The organism is Komagataeibacter sp. SM21, from assembly GCF_041402665.1.
Classification (GTDB): domain Bacteria; phylum Pseudomonadota; class Alphaproteobacteria; order Acetobacterales; family Acetobacteraceae; genus Komagataeibacter; species Komagataeibacter saccharivorans.
In genome coordinates this window covers 87,609-103,328 of record NZ_JBGLOV010000009.1, presented here as the reverse complement: position 1 = coordinate 103,328, position 15,720 = coordinate 87,609, and the positions used below count along the sequence as shown (strand labels likewise).

Annotated in this window: 31 protein-coding genes and 1 pseudogene; 10 read left to right on the top strand and 22 right to left on the bottom strand. The window is 57.5% G+C overall.

The genetic code is table 11. The annotated features are described in order from the left end of the window. Position 1: 1 nt before the first annotated feature. From ACBR42_RS10645 to ACBR42_RS10550, 20 genes and pseudogenes are all read right to left on the bottom strand, one after another. Positions 2 to 922, bottom strand: a pseudogene (locus ACBR42_RS10645) (NADH-quinone oxidoreductase subunit F); the annotation flags it as partial. Between the two features lie 22 nt (positions 923 to 944). Next, the gene (locus tag ACBR42_RS10640) at positions 945 to 1,922 is read right to left on the bottom strand and encodes a tyrosine-type recombinase/integrase (protein ID WP_371207983.1); all 978 of its coding nucleotides are present in this window, start codon (positions 1,920 to 1,922) and stop codon (positions 945 to 947) included. Further along, positions 1,852 to 2,151 (bottom strand): helix-turn-helix transcriptional regulator, encoded by a 300-nt coding sequence (locus ACBR42_RS10635; RefSeq protein WP_371207982.1) that lies wholly within the window; start codon positions 2,149 to 2,151, stop codon positions 1,852 to 1,854. Before ACBR42_RS10635 ends, ACBR42_RS10640 begins: the two co-directional genes overlap by 71 nt. 329 nt (positions 2,152 to 2,480) lie before the next feature. Then, the gene (locus ACBR42_RS10630; protein WP_371207981.1) at positions 2,481 to 2,891 is read right to left on the bottom strand and encodes a DUF3310 domain-containing protein; all 411 of its coding nucleotides are present in this window, start codon (positions 2,889 to 2,891) and stop codon (positions 2,481 to 2,483) included. Then, positions 2,888 to 3,724 carry an FAD-dependent thymidylate synthase gene (locus tag ACBR42_RS10625; protein WP_371207980.1) on the bottom strand — a complete coding sequence of 279 codons (837 nt, stop codon included), beginning with the start codon at positions 3,722 to 3,724 and terminating at the stop codon, positions 2,888 to 2,890. The genes ACBR42_RS10630 and ACBR42_RS10625 overlap by 4 nt, the downstream gene beginning before the upstream one ends. After that, entirely contained in the window at positions 3,721 to 4,032 is a 312-nt protein-coding gene (locus tag ACBR42_RS10620) for a hypothetical protein (protein WP_371207979.1), read from the bottom strand. The genes ACBR42_RS10625 and ACBR42_RS10620 overlap by 4 nt, the downstream gene beginning before the upstream one ends. Beyond that, on the bottom strand, positions 4,029 to 4,409 hold the full coding sequence (locus tag ACBR42_RS10615) for a hypothetical protein (RefSeq protein ID WP_371207978.1): 381 nt from the start codon (positions 4,407 to 4,409) through the stop codon (positions 4,029 to 4,031). The genes ACBR42_RS10620 and ACBR42_RS10615 overlap by 4 nt, the downstream gene beginning before the upstream one ends. Continuing rightward, entirely contained in the window at positions 4,406 to 4,828 is a 423-nt protein-coding gene (locus ACBR42_RS10610) for a hypothetical protein (RefSeq protein WP_371207977.1), read from the bottom strand. The genes ACBR42_RS10615 and ACBR42_RS10610 overlap by 4 nt, the downstream gene beginning before the upstream one ends. A gap of 196 nt (positions 4,829 to 5,024) precedes the next feature. Beyond that, positions 5,025 to 5,300 carry a hypothetical protein gene (locus ACBR42_RS10605; protein WP_371207976.1) on the bottom strand — a complete coding sequence of 92 codons (276 nt, stop codon included), beginning with the start codon at positions 5,298 to 5,300 and terminating at the stop codon, positions 5,025 to 5,027. Continuing rightward, on the bottom strand, positions 5,297 to 5,857 hold the full coding sequence (locus tag ACBR42_RS10600; protein WP_371207975.1) for a hypothetical protein: 561 nt from the start codon (positions 5,855 to 5,857) through the stop codon (positions 5,297 to 5,299). The genes ACBR42_RS10605 and ACBR42_RS10600 overlap by 4 nt, the downstream gene beginning before the upstream one ends. Next, positions 5,844 to 6,050, bottom strand: coding sequence for a hypothetical protein (locus tag ACBR42_RS10595; protein WP_371207974.1), 207 nt, complete (start codon positions 6,048 to 6,050; stop codon positions 5,844 to 5,846). The genes ACBR42_RS10600 and ACBR42_RS10595 overlap by 14 nt, the downstream gene beginning before the upstream one ends. Then, positions 6,047 to 6,928 carry a phage recombination protein Bet gene (gene bet / locus ACBR42_RS10590; RefSeq protein ID WP_371207973.1) on the bottom strand — a complete coding sequence of 294 codons (882 nt, stop codon included), beginning with the start codon at positions 6,926 to 6,928 and terminating at the stop codon, positions 6,047 to 6,049. The genes ACBR42_RS10595 and bet overlap by 4 nt, the downstream gene beginning before the upstream one ends. Further along, entirely contained in the window at positions 6,925 to 7,392 is a 468-nt protein-coding gene (locus tag ACBR42_RS10585; protein WP_371207972.1) for a siphovirus Gp157 family protein, read from the bottom strand. Before ACBR42_RS10585 ends, bet begins: the two co-directional genes overlap by 4 nt. Continuing rightward, complete coding sequence (locus tag ACBR42_RS10580) at positions 7,392 to 7,574, bottom strand: class I SAM-dependent methyltransferase (protein WP_371207971.1); 183 nt, start codon at positions 7,572 to 7,574, stop codon at positions 7,392 to 7,394. Before ACBR42_RS10580 ends, ACBR42_RS10585 begins: the two co-directional genes overlap by 1 nt. After that, positions 7,571 to 7,747, bottom strand: coding sequence for a hypothetical protein (locus ACBR42_RS10575; RefSeq protein WP_371207970.1), 177 nt, complete (start codon positions 7,745 to 7,747; stop codon positions 7,571 to 7,573). Before ACBR42_RS10575 ends, ACBR42_RS10580 begins: the two co-directional genes overlap by 4 nt. Positions 7,748 to 7,826: 79 nt before the next feature. Beyond that, positions 7,827 to 8,012, bottom strand: a complete 186-nt coding sequence (locus ACBR42_RS10570; RefSeq protein WP_371207969.1) for a hypothetical protein — start codon at positions 8,010 to 8,012, stop codon at positions 7,827 to 7,829. After that, positions 8,009 to 8,239, bottom strand: a complete 231-nt coding sequence (locus tag ACBR42_RS10565) for a hypothetical protein (RefSeq protein WP_371207968.1) — start codon at positions 8,237 to 8,239, stop codon at positions 8,009 to 8,011. The genes ACBR42_RS10570 and ACBR42_RS10565 overlap by 4 nt, the downstream gene beginning before the upstream one ends. Before the next feature lie 309 nt (positions 8,240 to 8,548). Then, positions 8,549 to 9,208, bottom strand: a complete 660-nt coding sequence (locus tag ACBR42_RS10560; protein WP_371207967.1) for a hypothetical protein — start codon at positions 9,206 to 9,208, stop codon at positions 8,549 to 8,551. Further along, complete coding sequence (locus ACBR42_RS10555) at positions 9,208 to 9,591, bottom strand: hypothetical protein (RefSeq protein WP_371207966.1); 384 nt, start codon at positions 9,589 to 9,591, stop codon at positions 9,208 to 9,210. The genes ACBR42_RS10560 and ACBR42_RS10555 overlap by 1 nt, the downstream gene beginning before the upstream one ends. Positions 9,592 to 9,676: 85 nt before the next feature. Further along, a complete protein-coding gene (locus ACBR42_RS10550) occupies positions 9,677 to 10,006 on the bottom strand; it encodes a helix-turn-helix domain-containing protein (protein WP_371207965.1) in 330 nt (109 codons plus the stop codon). A 93-nt stretch (positions 10,007 to 10,099) separates the two neighbouring features. Between ACBR42_RS10550 and ACBR42_RS10545 the strand changes: the two genes are divergently transcribed. Then, a complete protein-coding gene (locus tag ACBR42_RS10545) occupies positions 10,100 to 10,324 on the top strand; it encodes a YdaS family helix-turn-helix protein (protein WP_371207964.1) in 225 nt (74 codons plus the stop codon). A 134-nt stretch (positions 10,325 to 10,458) separates the two neighbouring features. Here the strand turns inward: ACBR42_RS10545 and ACBR42_RS10540 are convergent, their stop codons facing one another. Next, a complete protein-coding gene (locus ACBR42_RS10540; RefSeq protein WP_371207963.1) occupies positions 10,459 to 10,653 on the bottom strand; it encodes a hypothetical protein in 195 nt (64 codons plus the stop codon). Between the two features lie 137 nt (positions 10,654 to 10,790). Between ACBR42_RS10540 and ACBR42_RS10535 the strand changes: the two genes are divergently transcribed. Beyond that, on the top strand, positions 10,791 to 11,273 hold the full coding sequence (locus tag ACBR42_RS10535) for a hypothetical protein (protein WP_371207962.1): 483 nt from the start codon (positions 10,791 to 10,793) through the stop codon (positions 11,271 to 11,273). Positions 11,274 to 11,277: 4 nt separating this feature from the next. Here the strand turns inward: ACBR42_RS10535 and ACBR42_RS10530 are convergent, their stop codons facing one another. Next, positions 11,278 to 11,454: a hypothetical protein gene (locus ACBR42_RS10530; protein ID WP_371207961.1), complete on the bottom strand. Its 177-nt coding sequence runs from the start codon at positions 11,452 to 11,454 to the stop codon at positions 11,278 to 11,280. A 50-nt stretch (positions 11,455 to 11,504) separates the two neighbouring features. Here ACBR42_RS10530 and ACBR42_RS10525 point away from each other — a divergent pair, with 50 nt between their 5' ends. The 8 genes from ACBR42_RS10525 to ACBR42_RS10490 are packed head-to-tail and all read left to right on the top strand — an operon-like array spanning position 11,505 to position 15,711. Further along, a complete protein-coding gene (locus ACBR42_RS10525) occupies positions 11,505 to 11,945 on the top strand; it encodes a hypothetical protein (RefSeq protein WP_371207960.1) in 441 nt (146 codons plus the stop codon). 58 nt (positions 11,946 to 12,003) lie between these two features. Then, a complete protein-coding gene (locus ACBR42_RS10520) occupies positions 12,004 to 12,234 on the top strand; it encodes a hypothetical protein (protein ID WP_371207959.1) in 231 nt (76 codons plus the stop codon). Continuing rightward, positions 12,227 to 12,442, top strand: coding sequence for a hypothetical protein (locus ACBR42_RS10515; RefSeq protein ID WP_371207958.1), 216 nt, complete (start codon positions 12,227 to 12,229; stop codon positions 12,440 to 12,442). Before ACBR42_RS10520 ends, ACBR42_RS10515 begins: the two co-directional genes overlap by 8 nt. After that, positions 12,439 to 12,855, top strand: a complete 417-nt coding sequence (locus ACBR42_RS10510; protein ID WP_371207957.1) for a hypothetical protein — start codon at positions 12,439 to 12,441, stop codon at positions 12,853 to 12,855. Before ACBR42_RS10515 ends, ACBR42_RS10510 begins: the two co-directional genes overlap by 4 nt. Next, entirely contained in the window at positions 12,852 to 13,577 is a 726-nt protein-coding gene (locus tag ACBR42_RS10505) for a hypothetical protein (protein WP_371207956.1), read from the top strand. Before ACBR42_RS10510 ends, ACBR42_RS10505 begins: the two co-directional genes overlap by 4 nt. After that, entirely contained in the window at positions 13,574 to 14,044 is a 471-nt protein-coding gene (locus tag ACBR42_RS10500; protein WP_371207955.1) for a hypothetical protein, read from the top strand. The genes ACBR42_RS10505 and ACBR42_RS10500 overlap by 4 nt, the downstream gene beginning before the upstream one ends. A gap of 3 nt (positions 14,045 to 14,047) precedes the next feature. Then, positions 14,048 to 14,917 (top strand): YdaU family protein, encoded by an 870-nt coding sequence (locus ACBR42_RS10495; RefSeq protein ID WP_371207954.1) that lies wholly within the window; start codon positions 14,048 to 14,050, stop codon positions 14,915 to 14,917. Positions 14,918 to 14,919: 2 nt separating this feature from the next. Next, on the top strand, positions 14,920 to 15,711 hold the full coding sequence (locus tag ACBR42_RS10490; protein WP_371207953.1) for a hypothetical protein: 792 nt from the start codon (positions 14,920 to 14,922) through the stop codon (positions 15,709 to 15,711). Positions 15,712 to 15,720: the final 9 nt, after the last annotated feature.

The following is a 15,720-nucleotide window of genomic DNA, read 5'->3' as shown; positions in this document are numbered from 1 at the left end:
GTCAGGCTGCGTGACGCAGCGGGCAGCCGCGCCCGGCGATATGGTCCGCGAAATCGCGCGCAAACAGTTTCAGCCCACTGGCCAGCGGCGCCATGGCCCCCGGCGCATGGGCGCAGAACGTATGCCCCGGCGTGCCCAGCATGCGGGCGTGGCGGTCAAGCTGGTCGATGTCTTCCGCCATGCCCGTACCCGCCTCGATCGCGTCCAGCAGGCGTTCGACCCAGGGCAGTCCATCGCGGCATGGGGTACACCAGCCGCAGGATTCCTGTGCGAAGAAATGTTCCAGATTGCGGAGCATGCCCACCGGACAGGTGCGGTCATCAAGGATGATGGCCATGCCGGTGCCAAGGCGGCTGCCCGCTTTTTCAACCGATGCGTAATCCATCGCCATATCAAGGGCCGTGTCATCCACGAATGCGGTGGAAGCCCCGCCGGGCAGCAGGGCGCGCAGTCCGTAGCCCGGCTGCATGCCGCCCGCGTGCTCCTCGATAATTTCACGCAGCGGCGTGCCGATGGGCAGTTCCCATGCGCCGGGCCGTCTTACGCGCCCGCTGACCCCGTATATCTTGGTGCCCCCATCCGGCCCGATGCCCAGACCCGCAAACCATTCCGGTCCGTTGGCGATGATGTGGGGCAGGTTGCTTAATGTCTCGACATTGTTCACCACGCTTGGCGCGCCCCATAGTCCGCCTGTCTGTGGAAAGGGGGGCTTGCTGCGCGGGGTGGCGCGCCGTCCCTCCAGCGCGGTCAGCAGGGCGGTTTCCTCGCCGCATATGTAGCGCCCGGCGCTGACATGCACATGAATGTCGAAACTGAAACCGGTGCCGAGGATATCCTGACCCAGCCACCCCCCATGCCGCGCCTGCGCAATGGCGTCGTGCAGCCGGGTGCGGGCAAGGTGGTATTCCCCGCGCATGGACACCTAATCAAACGTAATCAATAACTTATGGCTTAGTTTCTTTCTGGTTTAAGAAACTGGTATCTATGCGTGCGATCGCATCCTTTGCCAACTTCTCCTGACTGGCTGCTATCGTATAATGCTGGACCATCGCAAGCGTCTTGTGCCCTGTTATGGCGGCAATTTCGTGGGTCGTGCATCCGGCTTCAGCCAGAAGCGTTGCCGACATTTTGCGCAGGCCATGGATATTGAAGCCCGGTGGTATTCTCCCGGATAAAGACGCCTCGCTCAATGAGGATGTGATGCTGTTAGGCTTCCATGGATCGCCATTGGTGTTGGTCAGAATAAATTCTCCGGAGTGCCTCCATTGATCCAGATAGATTGCAAGTTTAGGATGGATGGGAATCTTTAGCGCGGTTCCAGTTTTTCCTTGGATCACATGGATAAAGTTCCCTGATATATCGGACCACTTCATCCGACAAAGATCACTGCGCCTCTGGCCAGTGAACAGAGCCATAATAATCGCTCTTTGCAGTGCATGATTTAAGCTACCCATTGCCTGCTGGACGATTTCCGGTGTCCATGTAGGCAGCGGCTTGGAGGGGAGCATCCTAATCCCCGAGGCTGGGTTTACTTCAATCCAATCTCGGGTAACTGCCCACCCAAAAAATGACCGAACTATTGAAAGAAAACCATTAGAAGCGCCATGCCCCCGACATGAGGCAATCATGTCTCTGATCGCCAGTATATTCCTCCTCTTGATATCTTGGATCGGCATATCCCTAAAAATATCAAGCTCGCAAAGATAGTATTGTTTGATCTTCTGCGTTGCCGGTCGGGTTTGTTTAAATTCAATACTTTGCCGATATGACCGGATGACGCTTTCTACAGATCCCTGTGCGGGCAGCCGAGAGTTGCCCTCGCCAGCAGATTTAACAGGATAGCGGTATTCCTTAATTGACCCGTCTGCCAGTCGCTTTTTTACGACCTTGAAGCGCCGCGTGCTGTCTGATTTTTTCTTCACAATGCCGCTCTAATATCTCGTCCATGTCCCGTTTGATCTCAATGCCCTGACTTTTCATCATGAGGGCATCAACTGCGTGCCTGTCCCATCGCGGGCTGCGCTCGCCAAGGTGATAGCTGGGGCGTGGCAATTTCCCCTGCTTAACCATCCGGGCCACATTGTGGGGCTTCACATCTATGCGTCGGGCCAGCCCCTCTCGGCTAAGCCAGCGTTCCAGCGCTTCACCCATTCCGAACCTCCACTACGCGCCCGCTATCCACCAACGCCTGCCACGTCTGATCCCTGGCGGACACAATCTCTCCGCGCCACCGCAGGAATACGCGGTATCGGTTCTGGGCGATCAACTCCACGGTTTCGTGGAGGTCGCCAGTTATACGGATTTCGTGGGTCATGCCAATTCCTCTCCGGCCATCACCCTCTCTATATCCTTTTCGATAGCGGACCGCGTAGCACCCTTGGATATCCCCACGAGCTTCCCATCTAGTATAATCCGCGCTTCTTTCCAGGTGCATTCCACCCGGCACCCGTTGTAGAAGAAGCCGAAGTGCGTGGAGATGTTCATGCTGCCTCCCGCCTCGCGATCTCGCGCCTGATATACCACTCGGCCTTTTTCAGATCCTCCAGCGCATTGCCCTTTTCATCGGCGCGCCAGATGTATTTCATGGCATTACCGAGGTTGAAGGACATGTGTTCGGCCACCTGTATGCATTCGATGCCTGACGGATGGGCATTGTAGTGATGGGGATGGTTAACCATGCTTGCGGGTGTTGGTTCGCTTTCCAGAATACCCATACAGGCATCCATCTTCGGCACACTGTCGAACCCCTTGAGCCATTCTTCGCCGGGGAACTGGGGCGGATAGGTCAGGACCATGACGCCCAGAATATCTCCAGGAACATCCCGCGGAGCGCCACGCTCAGCCGCCCTGCGCCCGCGCTGATATGGCGTGTGTGTGGGTTCGTTGGTCATACTGTTTTCTCCATCAGGGCGCGGTTCTGGACCCAGCCCCGGAAATTGCGTTGGTCGGTTTCGTCGTGGAAACCGGGAACGTAGGGCGTGGCCTGATTCTCGAACGGCGATGCGTGGAATGGCCGGGAGCGCGTCAGACGTTCGCCAAGGGCGATATCCTCGACCAGAGATGATTTGCGACCATCATGGGTCAGGTAGGATGTACGGGCGCACCGGGCAGATGATACGACCCGCAGGTTTCCAGTCGGGTCCATAAGGCCTTGATGCTCGTGTATTTCATCGATCGATACGAACGGCAAATGCCACTGGCCCAGATCAAGAGGCTGCACTGGCGCGGCCAGCATCGCTATCTTCATCGCCTTCGCCAGCGCACGGATTTCTGGCTGGGCATCCTCATGATCGCGCAGGGCGAAGAAGTTGTCCCATTCCGTTGCCGTCACCACTACGTTGATATGGGCGAACGGTTCGAGGATGCGGTTGACGATCTGCTTGTGGGCACCGATATTTGCCATCGCCTTGGCGTGTTCGATCATGTCGCGAAAAGCCATGCTCCAGCGGTCTTTTGCCGCCTGAAGCGCAGCCCCGGTCAGTTCCTGCTTGGCCTGCATTCCCGCCTGGTTAGCGCCCCAGAATGAGGGCGAAACGGGATCGCGCTCAATATCCGCAATCAATCGCTCAACCGGTATAGCCCGGCTGCTGCTTGCGTTACGGCTAAACTGGCGGTGCGTCATAAACTCCGCATGAATAAACCGAGGATACCGCAGCAGGAGCGTGTCGATACGCTTTCCCGTCTCGTCAACGCTGGCGAGGATGGATGTGGCTGTGATGGTCATCCCTGCGCCTCCCGCGCTGCGTCGATGGCTGAGCGAAGGGTGGCTGCGCTTATACCTCCATAGCCATGATTAAAAGAAGCGCCAGAAATCCCTCTTCCTATAGGGGAAACGCGGAATCCTGTGTCCACTATGTCCTCCAACCAATCCAACCGCTCACTATCCCGCGCAATCTCCGCCCGCACGCGCTGTTCTGCGCGGCGCTCGGCTTCTAGGATGTGTAATTCTGCTACTTCCATCATCTGATAAGATTCTGGAGGATCAGCAAAGTCAGCGGCAAGCACCTTGATCTGTTCTTCTCTTGTCCTCATGGTGCGTCCTGTTCTACGTCGATGGCGGCACGAACTGCTTGCTCAGCCTCATTCCGATTGGGGAATTCGTGAATTTCTCCATCCTCATCTTGGTAGGCGAAGAAAATACGAACATCTGCGGCCTCAGACGTTTCCACAATTTCAAAAGGCTTTGTCTCGCAAAGCATATCAGCCAGATCAGCATGGCCGCTTTCAGGATCATCGACCATATAGAACCATGTATGCCGCTTAGAAATCTCTGCCCGGACGCGCTGTTCTGCCCGGCGTTCGGCTTCGTCTATAGTTTCTTGGGCGAAGCGATACGATGCCTCTTTCCTCCCCCCTTCATCCATCATTGAGATAGCAAGATCGTTTATGTGTTCTTCCCGACTTCTCATGGCGTGGCTCCTAGGTTGCGGATTTTCTGTGCGCATATTTCTGCGGTTTCTTCGGCAGCTTCTCCAGCACGATTATATGAATCATACGCTGCAGCTTTCCACGTAGAAGCTGCCTCTATGGCTATTGCGTCACATTCTTTCGCACACCGTTCCCGTTCTCCCGCCAGCAACTCGGCTATTTGCGCATGGGTTAGGAAAGGGCCGACATATGCCCAGCCAGTAAGATCGTATCCTTCAAGCGCATCGTCAGGGCCTTCGTAATCGTATTCAACCCACACTTGATGCTTGGCTTTCCAATAATAGACTAGTTCATTACCAGCGCCTTCTGGATCAACGTCTATGACATGCTTTCCATCTCGCTCATGGAACAGAGGAACGCCAGGCTGTTTAAGGTTGGGCCAGTTTGTGGAGGCGGTCATGGGTAGTCCTCATTCATCTTGCGGCTATTCCACCGGATCATGACGTTAGCCATGACCACGTAATCGTCGCCGCACGCACAGCAGGTCATTTCTGTTTCTTCGCCGTCATCGTGGCTGATTTCGTAATAGTCATCGCATTCATCTCCGCAATATGGGCACGTGGGGTTTCTGCACCATGTCGCGTCTATTTCTTTGCTCATTCCCCATCCCCCGGCAGGACTTCGCGGGCATTCATAATATCTTTTCTACTATCACACTTGATAGAGAATACTTTTTCATGAAAGTATCTCCCTTCGCTGGTGAAGGTTTCCGTTTCTTCCGTGCCTTCGTCAAGTATAAGCCCAACAATAGGATAAATATTGTTTATTCTGTCTACGCAAAGAACACGAACAGGTTTCCCATCCCGCGTGCAAAACGGCCCCTCATGCTCCGGCGTGTAAGGGCCGATGATTTCGAGTTTCGTCTTGGTCATGCGGCTGATCCTTCGTTGAGGGTTTTTGCGACGGTCTGGGAGAAAATAGCGTATGCTGCCATGGCAGGGGTGTCGGCTCCGGCGTCCATTAAGTTTTCATATTGAGCAAAAAGTGACAGGATTTCTTTCAGCCGCGCAATCTCCGCATCCTTCTCCGCCGCCACCTTCGCAACCTGCGCTTCCATGTCGGTGTAGCGGACCATTTCAGGCAGCTCCGAACAAACGCGTTCTAGGGCTTGATCCCATCCATACCCCATAGCTTCATATCGGTCAGTTATGCCGCGGTCTTCTAGTCCGCAGCCCATACCCTGATCGTGGTATTCTGGCATATATTCGGACAGATCAACCGTCTCCACATCCGCGCACGGCGGGATGGGGGTGCCTACATGCTGGATGATTATTCCCCAATCATGAGCAACAATAGCGCCGACAAGAGATAATTCCTCTTCCGACAAACGCACGGGCACCATCACAAACTGTTCTTCGTTCTTCATAATCAATTCTTCCAAATGAACCTGCCGCACGTCATGGATCAGTTCGTGTTCAGAACTGCACATAGTCGGTTCCCACGATCTGGGTGAAGGCTTCCCACGGGGTCAGGCCGTTATTGCGGGCAAAGGTCAGGCGCTGCATTTGCCGGGCATTAAGGGGCGCGGAGTTGTGCGCCCTCATGTGCAAACCGACCTGCTGCATCCACGTAAGCCGCGTGGCGAGGTAGTCGGGTTCGGCGGCGTCGCTGGTGGGGGTCATGCCACCGGCTCTTCAACGGGGGCTGCTGCCAGTTCTTCTGCCTGCTTCTGTTCGGCCTTCTGAACTTCGCCCATGCGTTCACCGAGCATTTCCTGAACACGCCCGATGGTCTCCGGCGCAATGGGTCGTCCCGCATCCTCGGCCTTATTGATCGTGTCTTTCCACTTCTGCCAGAGGGTATCCACGCACGCGATATTGCGGCAGTCGGCCAACTTCTTCTCGAAATAGGCAATGTGATTGAACGGACGCTCCTGTTCGACGCGGCGCGCCTGAGGCGTCAAATCTATGGTCTCGCCTACGAAGTCCTTCCCAGACATTTCGTCATCAGTGTTGGTGCCGCCGGTCTGCTCCGGGAATGCCATACGCAACGCCTGAGCCTCGGTGCATTTCGCAAGCTGACCATAAGCGCGTTTTCTCCACATGGCGTTGGGCGCCTGCGTGTCGCGCTTGGCGGTTGCATAGTTCTCCAGCCAGAACTCTTTCGCCGTAAACTCACAGACCTTGCCATGCACCAAGCGACGGACCGTCATCCGGCACCATGATGGGAACGTTACTTCCGATCCTCCAAGGTTCATCGTCTTGTCAGGGCCGAACTCCGGTTCAGACTTCCCTACATATTCGCCGGTCCGGGCGGCTTCCGTGCGGTAGAGTGCAATACCCGGCATAACCACATCGACCATGCGGTTAGCGTCCCTGTTCCAGATAGGAACAATGTGAACCGGCTTCTTCATCACATCCAGACCGGCGGCGCGGCAGTAGCCCATCACCATCGCGACAGATGCGTCGGAAGCGCCGGGATAAAGACTGTTCTTGAGCACATCCATCAGATCGCGTTCAGTAATCTGTGTGCCATTTTGGGTTGTTACGACTGCGTTCATGCTGCAACTCCTTTCTTGCCACGGATCACGAGGCGCATCGCGCCGCCGTTGCTCAACATGGCTCCATCAATTCTTTCGCCCTTCTTGAGGGCTTTGGTCAGTTCGGCGCGGTTCAGTTTGTCCGGCTGCGGTTCGAACAGGTCGGGACGCGAGGTGCGCAGGGCCTTTTCATCGGTGATCGTCAACTCACGAGGGGGATGAGACAGGCCGCCTTCGTACTTGTCACTGAACAGGCCAAGCGTGCCGGTTTCCTCCATATCCTCGACTAGAGCCTTGCGCAGTTCCTTGGCTTGCGCCGCGCTTTCTTTTGCCCAGAGTTCGAGCATTGCGATCTGGTCCAATGCCACCTGCTGGTGGCGCGCTTCGCCTTCCTGATATGCCAGACGCGATGCATTGAATGCCTTGATCGCGGGAGAGACCTGCTTGACGTATATCCAGTCCATGATCTTTGAGAGGCCAGACATCACACCCGCCCCTCAAAAAACGGCACCCTCTGCCCACCGGGCAGGAACAGGGTCTCGTAATCGGGGAAGGGCCAGTCCTTCCGCTTCTGCGGTCCGGTTATGCTATCCCAGTCTGTCCGCGCATCCATCATGCGCAGGTTCCGGCGCGCGGCTTCGAGTTGGCGCGGGGTGAGAGGGGTCATGCTTCACCTCCCTTCTTCCGCATGTTTTTCTTGCGGCGCTTCTTGCGTTTTGCAGCCGTGGCGTGCGTTTCGTCTTCTTCGAATGTCCGGGGATAGCCGCACGGATCACCGATGTATTCGCCCGTAACGCAATCAAGCGTTCCATCGAGCATCATGTCTGCAATCTCGCCCATCACAGCCCTCGCTTTCCAGTAGGGTTCTGGGCTACACGCCGGTTGATCCGCACGCGCTGGTGTTCCGTCAGGGTGAAGGTCATGGCAGGTCTCCCGCAAGAAATGAGTGGCTTTTGCGGGCCTCGCACACGCACGCCAGAACATCCTCAAGATCTGCTTTGATCTCGGGCCGGGTTTCCGTCTCTACGTCGCGGCGCAGAACGATTTCAGCGCGCGACAGGCCCTCGTAGATGTTATCGAGGGGCTGTTCATACCGGCTCGTCATGCCACGCACTCCATACGCTCGGCCCGGCGGAAATCGGCACGGTCAAAAGCGAGGCTCTCCCGCTCGTCCGCTTCGATGCTCTCAACCGTTTCCGGGAAGTCCTTGATGGACTTGTTCACCATGACGATTTCATCATCCAGCGCGCCGCCATGCAGACCGCCCGTCATGTCGCTCACGTCGTGGAAGCGGGTATCAACGCCCTTTGCCTGTTCACGCAGAGCGATCAAAGACGACCGATACTCACACAGGCGCTGATATCCGTCCTCTGCCCAAGTGGGAAAGTTACCACCCAGAGCATGGTCAATATCACCCTGCGAACAACCGTCAGGAAGATTACTGCACATAATACATTCCCCTCATTACTTGAAAAATACTTGGCTAACTCGGCCAGACTGCCGGGACCGAAGCCCCGGTGGCCCGGACGTGTCAGGGCATCACAACAGTGGCGAATGCGTAGAACACCGTGCCAAGAAACATCGCGCCAATAACGGCCATGCCGATGAAGCGGGTTAGGTGGTTGTCGGGGATGGGAGGCATTATGCTGCCTCCTGTTCTGCTTCTTCGTTGACCCATGAGGACGAGCGCAGCTTGATAAAGTCGATCAGGCAGCGATATTCTTTAGCCGACTGGTTATCGCCATGTGTTTTGCTTACGGCGCTCTCAAACTCGTCCAGCGTCCCATGGAAACACCCGCGATTGACCTGAATCCCATCCGTAGCCCGATACCAGGTCAGCGTGCCATTTTCAGATCCAACATGGCTCATCCATCCGAAGTGGATGTCGAGCGAGACCCGCGCGTTGCCGTAGACCCGCGCGTCGCCGGAGACCCGCGCGTTGCCGTAGACCCGCGCGTCGCCGGAGACCCGCGCGTTGCCGAGGACCCGCGCGTCGCCGTAGACCTGCGCGTCGCCGGAGACCCGCGCGTCGCCGGAGACCCGCGCGTTGCCGTAGACCCGCGCGTCGCCGGAGACCCACGCGTTGCCGGAGACCCACGCGTTGCCGGAGATATGCAGGTTATTCTCGGCCTCGACATATCCGCCCAGATCTCCAGCCGCGACACCGATTGCCGCGATCGCGACGAGGGCGCGGATACGATAGAGCGTGCGACCATCCCACGACTTCACGGTGTCTGTGGTCAGGAGTTCGTATTTTGTGTTTTCGGGAGCAGTCTGCTGCTCGGGCTGTGTGTGGGTCATCAGTGCGCCTCCCCGATACGGCCAGTCTCAAGCTGCGGGACCATGCCGTCTGTCGGCACATAGACCACTGTCTTGTTGTTCTGATTGTCGAGCTTACTGATCCAGAGCCAGCGCAGGTAATCTGCGTTCTCTTTCAGGCTGTCGCCGATGATCTTGTTGGCCTGCGCAGTTCCTTCGGCACGAAGGACTTCCGCATCACGCTCCGCCTGCGCAGTCTGAACCAGCACCTGCCGGTTCTGCGTTGCCTGAGCCAGTTCGGCCTCTCCGCTCATCTTGGCCGAATAGACAGAATACTGAGGGCAACCATACATCCCTGTTCCAGCGCACAGCGCCACGACCATTCCCAAGCCGAATACGGCACCAAAGCCAATATTGTCTGACACTTCCCATCTCCGTGTTGGTGATGGGGAACTGTTACCCTAGGTGTCGGAGCTGCGCAAGGGGAATGTTACCACTGGTGTCGTTTTTTTAGGATGAGTTTTTTAAGCCTCGGGATAGGTTCAGCATATGAAGAACAGATATGCGCGTCTGTTCATCAGCATTCCGGAACATCTCCACAAGGGTGACCTCTTGCGGACCGCTCGCCAGAACGCCGATTTCGTTGTTCTCGCCCAATAGGTAGTCAACTGGGAGATTGAAGGCTTTTCCTATGACGCGCAACGCATCTCTCCCCGGCTCTTTGCGTCCGGCCTCCCATGCCGCAACAAGCGAGCGTGAGCGACCAATCACCTTCGCAAATGCCTCTTGCGAAAGCCCCTGTTGTTCCCTTAACGTTCTTATACGTGTTGCTGTCGTCATGCAACCATTTTGGCACATAGGTTTTTTTGCTGGTGACACTTATAGGAACAATCCGCTTGACGGATACCGACACCATAGGTAACAGTCCGATCTATGGAAACAGTATCTGATTTGGTCAGGAAGAACGGGGGGGCGCAGGCGGTTGCCGACCTCTTCGGTGTTACCCGACCCGCTGTGGTGAAGTGGTGCCGAAAAAACCAGTTTCCGGCACGGCTCACTGTGGACATCGCTCACGTATTCGGTGTGCCTGAAACTGTTCTCAGGCCTGACATTTTCAGAAAGCCGGTCGTGCGCCCCGAAGGGGAGGGTGCGCGGTGAACACCCAGAACAATCGACGTGAAGCCATTGACCTTGCACTCCGCTGGACTGAAGCGCGCGGCGGCGCACAGGCAGCCACCAGCACTGATCTTGTGAAGGCGGCTGCCGTCATTGAAGCCTATCTTACGGGTGCCCTACAGGTTCGTGTCGTCGGGAGTAACGATCATGGGGATGGGGGATGTTTTCCCATCAACAATGGCAACGGCCTCGGCGTAAACGCTGGCGATATACTTCCGGTCAAAGACGTCGGGTGCGCTGGTGTCAGAGCTCATAAGACTATTGGCGATACGCTCGATCAGTCCTTCTCGGGAAAGTTGGTCAATACTCATAAAGCTTCATCCTCTGCACAGGGTGGAGAAAAGCCGGAGAGGGGTGCGACTCTCTCCGGCGCTGAAACTGTAATGTCCCGTTGCTCGTGCGACCTATGCCGTCGCATGCATGGCACCCGTGATAGGGAGGACCGGTGATGCCAAAGCCCATGGATCTGCGCGGTCAGAAATACGGAAAACTGACGGTGATCGAGCTTGCGCCGAGTGGACTTGGCGAAAAACCCAAGTGGCGCTGCAAATGCGAATGCGGGGGTGAGTTTATCGCTTCGGCATTCAATCTGCGCCAGGGCGATTCCACAAAGTGCAGAGACTGCCGGTATTTCAAATGGACTGCGGATAGGGAGGGCGCTTTGCGTGATCTCAAGGCCGCGGGGAAAACAGGAAAGCAAATAGGCGAACTGCTGGGCTGTAGCGCGTATGTCGTGAACAGCAAGCTCAAGCAGTGGAAAAGGGATGAAGCGCGCGCCCTTATGAATCCCGAAACGGGGTTTCGGCAGCACATGAACGCCCCTTGCAAGCGCGCCTGCCTGCGCTGCGGGAGATCGTTTGAGGCGGAAAGCCGCGTGAACCGCCTGTGCAGCGCGTGCGGTCCGTTCGTGCGCGGGGCTGCCTTCATCTGATGCTTCACCGCCCTGCCAGTTCCGTGGCCACCATGGCCGCCAGATGCTGCCGGACCTCGATGGTAGCGTCGGGATGGGTTGCCGCCCATACCCGCGCCATCAGGACCAGCATCTGGGGGATTGACAGGGTGCGGTCTCCTTCCTTCATCCCGTCCGCCAATTCGATTGGTGGTTTCTCCAACAAGCTTTTCTCCAGTTCCGTTCGTCGCTGTTCGGAATGTGGAGCAAACCTTGTCCAAAAAATTGGAAATCAATTCCGCCAGTTTGGAAAAATGCGAAATGCTTACTGCTGAGACAGTGACGCAGAATGCCCAGACAATGGCTCGAACCCTTTCAGAGACGTTCGAGCGCGGGCTCGGCGTCAAGGAAATCATTCACCGTATTGCCCGGATGCTGCGGATCACCGACCGGCAGGCGAAGGGCCTTTACTACGGAGAATGGGAACGCATCCCGGCGCACATCTACCTGCGACTGGTTGATGCCTATCGCAAACATCTGGCGCGCGCAGAGCGGCAGGCCGAGCATCAGGCCGCCATCTACCGCGCCCTCAGTCAAGAATGGAACGACACATGGGGAGATACATCCTCCTGCGGCGTGCTGCCATCACCCGATGGCGGGCAAACCGCGCACTCCAGCGTGCAATTTCCTTGCGGCGCTGGGCCGAATACCTGAACGAACGGGCCGACCGTCTGAAGCGTCGGGCTGATGAACTGAAACGGGAGGCCGGAGAGTGACCCAGCACATTACTGGCCGCCCTATCGCATCAATGCGATCAATACTTGCCGATGCTGTCGAGATGGCGGGCGGCCAGAACGCATGGAGCCGCAAAACTGGCATCCCCCAGTCAATCGTATCCGAAACGCTGAATGAGCGGCGCGAGGTGTCGGAGAGCATCGTCAATGCGCTGGGCTACGTGACCCAGACCGTTTGCCTGCCGATGAGGGGGCAAAATCATGTCTGACCGCACATGGACCCGCGTATCCGGCGTAGACCAGAACGGCACGTATTTCGTGGGGATATTCAACGTCCGGTCCGAGCGTGAGGCGCAGGACTGGCTGTGGCTTGAAAACTGGAAGTGGATCAGGGTCCGGCTGACGGGGCTGCGCTATGAAGCGCTTGGTCCGGGCGATCGCGCATGCCCGTTCCCGGCGCGGGAGATGGCCGCATGATAACCTTCACCATCCCCAAACCCTTCCCCCTGCTCAATCACAGCATCGGCCAGAGCCGGTTTGCGCTTACTGGAATGCGTCGAAAGATGGCGCGTGCAGTCGAGAACGCGGCACTTCATCTGCGGCCCTCTGAGCCGTTCCAGCGGGCGCATGTGCTGATCGAGCGTTATTCAACCGGCACGCCGGATACAGACGGCCTGTACGGCGGCGCGAAGTTTCTGGTGGATGCCCTGACGACGCCGCGCCTCCTGAACGTCCGCACGCCGGGCGCACGGCAGCGCGTGAAGAATAGGCGTGGTCTGGGCTTCGTCGTGGATGACGCTCCCAAGCACATGACCCTTGAGGTCAGATCCGTGAAATGCCGCCTGTGTGAGCAGCGGACTGTTGTTACGATTACTGAGGTGTCGGCATGACTAAGAAATTCCCAATGCCTTTCAATACTGATATGATGCATGCCATCCTTGATGGGCGGAAAACACAGACGCGGCGGGTGATGAAGGCGCAGCCTGTGCCTTTTAAGGGCGGAGTGTATCCAGGTCACGTTGCCAAGCATGCAGCACCCTACATAGATGCTTATTGCTCAGAAAAGAAAACAGCCTCTAATCCCCGAGGCATGAGCAACGAATGGTGCTGGTGGACTAAGGACGATCGATGCGGGCCTCTTGTTGGGAAATGCCCTTATATTCCCGGTGATCTTCTGTGGGTGCGCGAAACATGGCGTACCTTGCAGAAATGGGACTGTATGGCACCCCGCCATCTGATGGATGATATCGACAATATCGATTACGCGGCGTCTGGATACATGCGGAACCCTCTTTGGGTGTGGGGTAAAAATCGCCCTTCCATGTTCATGCCGCGCTGGGCCAGCCGCCTGACCCTGCGCATCACAAACGTCCGGGCCGAGCGGTTGCAGGACATTTCTGAGTCCGATGCGATGGCTGAAGGTGCGCCACAATACTCCAGCTCAACCAAGATCAAGCGTCCGTTCAGTCCCGATTGGAAGGGGCATTACAAACGCGGTTTTCAGGCCGTGTGGGATGCCTGTTACGGGCCTGAACATTGGGACGCCAACCCGTGGGTATGGGTCTATGACTTCGAGGTCATCCGCGGGAATGTGGATGAGGTGGCGGCATGACCACAACAACATCCCCTACCCGTCTACGCAAGGCGTGGCGCGTCACGGTTGATGGCTATGACGGCGAAAATCTTTACTTCGCCCATACCGCCGGTCAGGCCCGCATGATTTGCTGGCGTCACATGGATTGCGCGCGCGGAAGGATCATCGAAATACATGCTCGTCGGTGGCGCGATAGGGACCAGGTATTGCCGGATCGCGATCCCATTGCAGACACGCTTTCCAAAGAGGAAACAGGGTGCCTGCTGCACGCTTTTGGCGTGAATGAGTATGAACCGTGGAATGCTGGATATCGCGGCCATTTCTTCACATCATCGAAAAATGAAACGATGCGGGCGCTTGTCGATAAAGGCCTGATGCATCCGGGGAAAGCGCCCTGCTGGGAAGACACGAATGTGTATTTCCATCTGACGAAATCAGGGAAGCGCGTCGCGCTTTCGCTGGCCCCTCTGTATGGCGCGAGGTGAGGCATGAGTAACGTAAAGACATGGATGCCGCTCTACATAGGCGATTACCTGGCTGATACCGCCAGTCTCTCAACGCTGCAGCATGGTGCCTACGTGCTGTTAATGATGGAGATCTGGCGCAAGGGGCCGCTACCAAACAATTCTGCCCGGCTGGCGCGCATTGCCAAGACTGACCTGCAAACGTGGCAGGAAGAGATTTGGCCGGACCTGCAGGACTTCTTCTTCCTTGAGGATGACTGCCTTGACCAGAAGCGGCTGCGCGCTGAACGGAAGAAGGCTGAGGAAATCAGTCGAAAGCGGTCTGAGGCCGCATCCAAGCGGCATGAGGTCAGAACCAGCAAAACGGATGCAAAATTCCAGCAAAATACATGCAAACCTCATGCAAATGCAGAACAAGTGCATAGCAAAAGCAATGCAAAAGCATCTGCAAATGCAGGTGCAAACGACCATGCAAAAAATATGCAATTGGATACACAATCACAATCACAATCACATATATCCTCACTACGTTCGGATATACCCCCAAGCCCCCATCGCGATGAGCGCCAGAAGCAGGCGGACGAATTCGCTGAGTTTTGGGAAGCCTATCCCCGGCGTGCCGGGAAGGACGCGGCCCGCAAGGCGCACACCAAGGCGCGGACCAGAGCGACGCAAGCCGAGATCATGCTTGGACTTTCGCGGCATGTGGATGTCTGGCCGGACCGAAAATCCGATCGGGCGCAGTTCATCCCCTATCCCGCGTCATGGCTCAACGACGGCGGCTGGCAGGATGATCCCAGCGCCTCCGCCGCCGCATCGCCAGCAACGCCGCCCCAACGCACCCAAGGCCGCCCCGCCATCTGGGACGCTGTGCCTGACTATCCGGGAGTTTGACCGTGAACCAAGTTTCGAAGATCCGGCCCGGCGTTGTCGCGGCCTACCGACCGGCTGAACCCACCATCGCGGCGCTGATCGACGCCCGACGCGGCGGCATGGCGATCCTGCCGCGCGATGTAACGCCTGCCGTTGCCAGTCAGGCACGAGCACACCTTGCCGCCGCGCGGCTGGCCATGCAGGCCGCCAGTCCGGGAATGATCATGGCGTGGCTGAAGAAGCTGTCCGGGATGGTTGCTAATGCGCCTGCGGACAAGGGGCCGTTCGCGGCATCGGTCGAAGCCGTTGTCGAAGTTTGCGGCGACCTGCCTGCCGGGGTTTGGTGTCCCGCATCGCGTCAGGCGTGGTGCCGCCAGCCTGCGGTCAATGGCCGACTGCCCGGCACGTTCTGGCCCCGCCCAGCGGAACTTTACGCGCTGCTCCGGCCCGTTGCCGACCGGATCGCCCACGAGGTCGAGGGATGCGAGGCGATCTTGGCCGTTGCCGCCCGGAAGCCCGATACGCGCCGCGCCGCGCCGACCGAGGCCGAGCGCAAGGCCGTGGCTGAAGCGATGCGGCAGGTCAGCGCGGAACGTGCCGCCCGTGAGGCCGAAGAAGCCCGCGTCCGGCGCTTTGGCGACTACATGCCCGGCAATGACGCGACCCTGCGCGGATGGGATCTGGTGCGGGCGCTGGAAGCAGACCTGCCGAAGATGTCCGGCGAGATGCGGGGCTTCACCGTGGAGCGGATTGCGGTGCTGAAACGGGCCGCTGAAGCTGCCGATGCGTTGCTCGGGTATGTGAAAAATGCCTGAAAACCGCGA

Coding starts and splice junctions, on each gene's coding strand:
- ACBR42_RS10635 (WP_371207982.1), bottom strand. CDS start 2,151: ATGGGTGAAGCGCTGGAACGCTGGCTTAGCCGAGAGGGGCTGGCCCGA.
- ACBR42_RS10630 (WP_371207981.1), bottom strand. CDS start 2,891: ATGACCAACGAACCCACACACACGCCATATCAGCGCGGGCGCAGGGCG.
- ACBR42_RS10625 (WP_371207980.1), bottom strand. CDS start 3,724: ATGACCATCACAGCCACATCCATCCTCGCCAGCGTTGACGAGACGGGA.
- ACBR42_RS10620 (WP_371207979.1), bottom strand. CDS start 4,032: ATGAGGACAAGAGAAGAACAGATCAAGGTGCTTGCCGCTGACTTTGCT.
- ACBR42_RS10615 (WP_371207978.1), bottom strand. CDS start 4,409: ATGAGAAGTCGGGAAGAACACATAAACGATCTTGCTATCTCAATGATG.
- ACBR42_RS10610 (WP_371207977.1), bottom strand. CDS start 4,828: ATGACCGCCTCCACAAACTGGCCCAACCTTAAACAGCCTGGCGTTCCT.
- ACBR42_RS10605 (WP_371207976.1), bottom strand. CDS start 5,300: ATGACCAAGACGAAACTCGAAATCATCGGCCCTTACACGCCGGAGCAT.
- ACBR42_RS10600 (WP_371207975.1), bottom strand. CDS start 5,857: ATGTGCAGTTCTGAACACGAACTGATCCATGACGTGCGGCAGGTTCAT.
- ACBR42_RS10595 (WP_371207974.1), bottom strand. CDS start 6,050: ATGACCCCCACCAGCGACGCCGCCGAACCCGACTACCTCGCCACGCGG.
- bet (WP_371207973.1), bottom strand. CDS start 6,928: ATGAACGCAGTCGTAACAACCCAAAATGGCACACAGATTACTGAACGC.
- ACBR42_RS10585 (WP_371207972.1), bottom strand. CDS start 7,392: ATGTCTGGCCTCTCAAAGATCATGGACTGGATATACGTCAAGCAGGTC.
- ACBR42_RS10580 (WP_371207971.1), bottom strand. CDS start 7,574: ATGACCCCTCTCACCCCGCGCCAACTCGAAGCCGCGCGCCGGAACCTG.
- ACBR42_RS10575 (WP_371207970.1), bottom strand. CDS start 7,747: ATGGGCGAGATTGCAGACATGATGCTCGATGGAACGCTTGATTGCGTT.
- ACBR42_RS10570 (WP_371207969.1), bottom strand. CDS start 8,012: ATGACGAGCCGGTATGAACAGCCCCTCGATAACATCTACGAGGGCCTG.
- ACBR42_RS10560 (WP_371207967.1), bottom strand. CDS start 9,208: ATGACCCACACACAGCCCGAGCAGCAGACTGCTCCCGAAAACACAAAA.
- ACBR42_RS10550 (WP_371207965.1), bottom strand. CDS start 10,006: ATGACGACAGCAACACGTATAAGAACGTTAAGGGAACAACAGGGGCTT.
- ACBR42_RS10545 (WP_371207964.1), top strand. CDS start 10,100: ATGGAAACAGTATCTGATTTGGTCAGGAAGAACGGGGGGGCGCAGGCG.
- ACBR42_RS10540 (WP_371207963.1), bottom strand. CDS start 10,653: ATGAGTATTGACCAACTTTCCCGAGAAGGACTGATCGAGCGTATCGCC.
- ACBR42_RS10535 (WP_371207962.1), top strand. CDS start 10,791: ATGCCAAAGCCCATGGATCTGCGCGGTCAGAAATACGGAAAACTGACG.
- ACBR42_RS10515 (WP_371207958.1), top strand. CDS start 12,227: ATGTCTGACCGCACATGGACCCGCGTATCCGGCGTAGACCAGAACGGC.
- ACBR42_RS10510 (WP_371207957.1), top strand. CDS start 12,439: ATGATAACCTTCACCATCCCCAAACCCTTCCCCCTGCTCAATCACAGC.
- ACBR42_RS10505 (WP_371207956.1), top strand. CDS start 12,852: ATGACTAAGAAATTCCCAATGCCTTTCAATACTGATATGATGCATGCC.
- ACBR42_RS10500 (WP_371207955.1), top strand. CDS start 13,574: ATGACCACAACAACATCCCCTACCCGTCTACGCAAGGCGTGGCGCGTC.
- ACBR42_RS10495 (WP_371207954.1), top strand. CDS start 14,048: ATGAGTAACGTAAAGACATGGATGCCGCTCTACATAGGCGATTACCTG.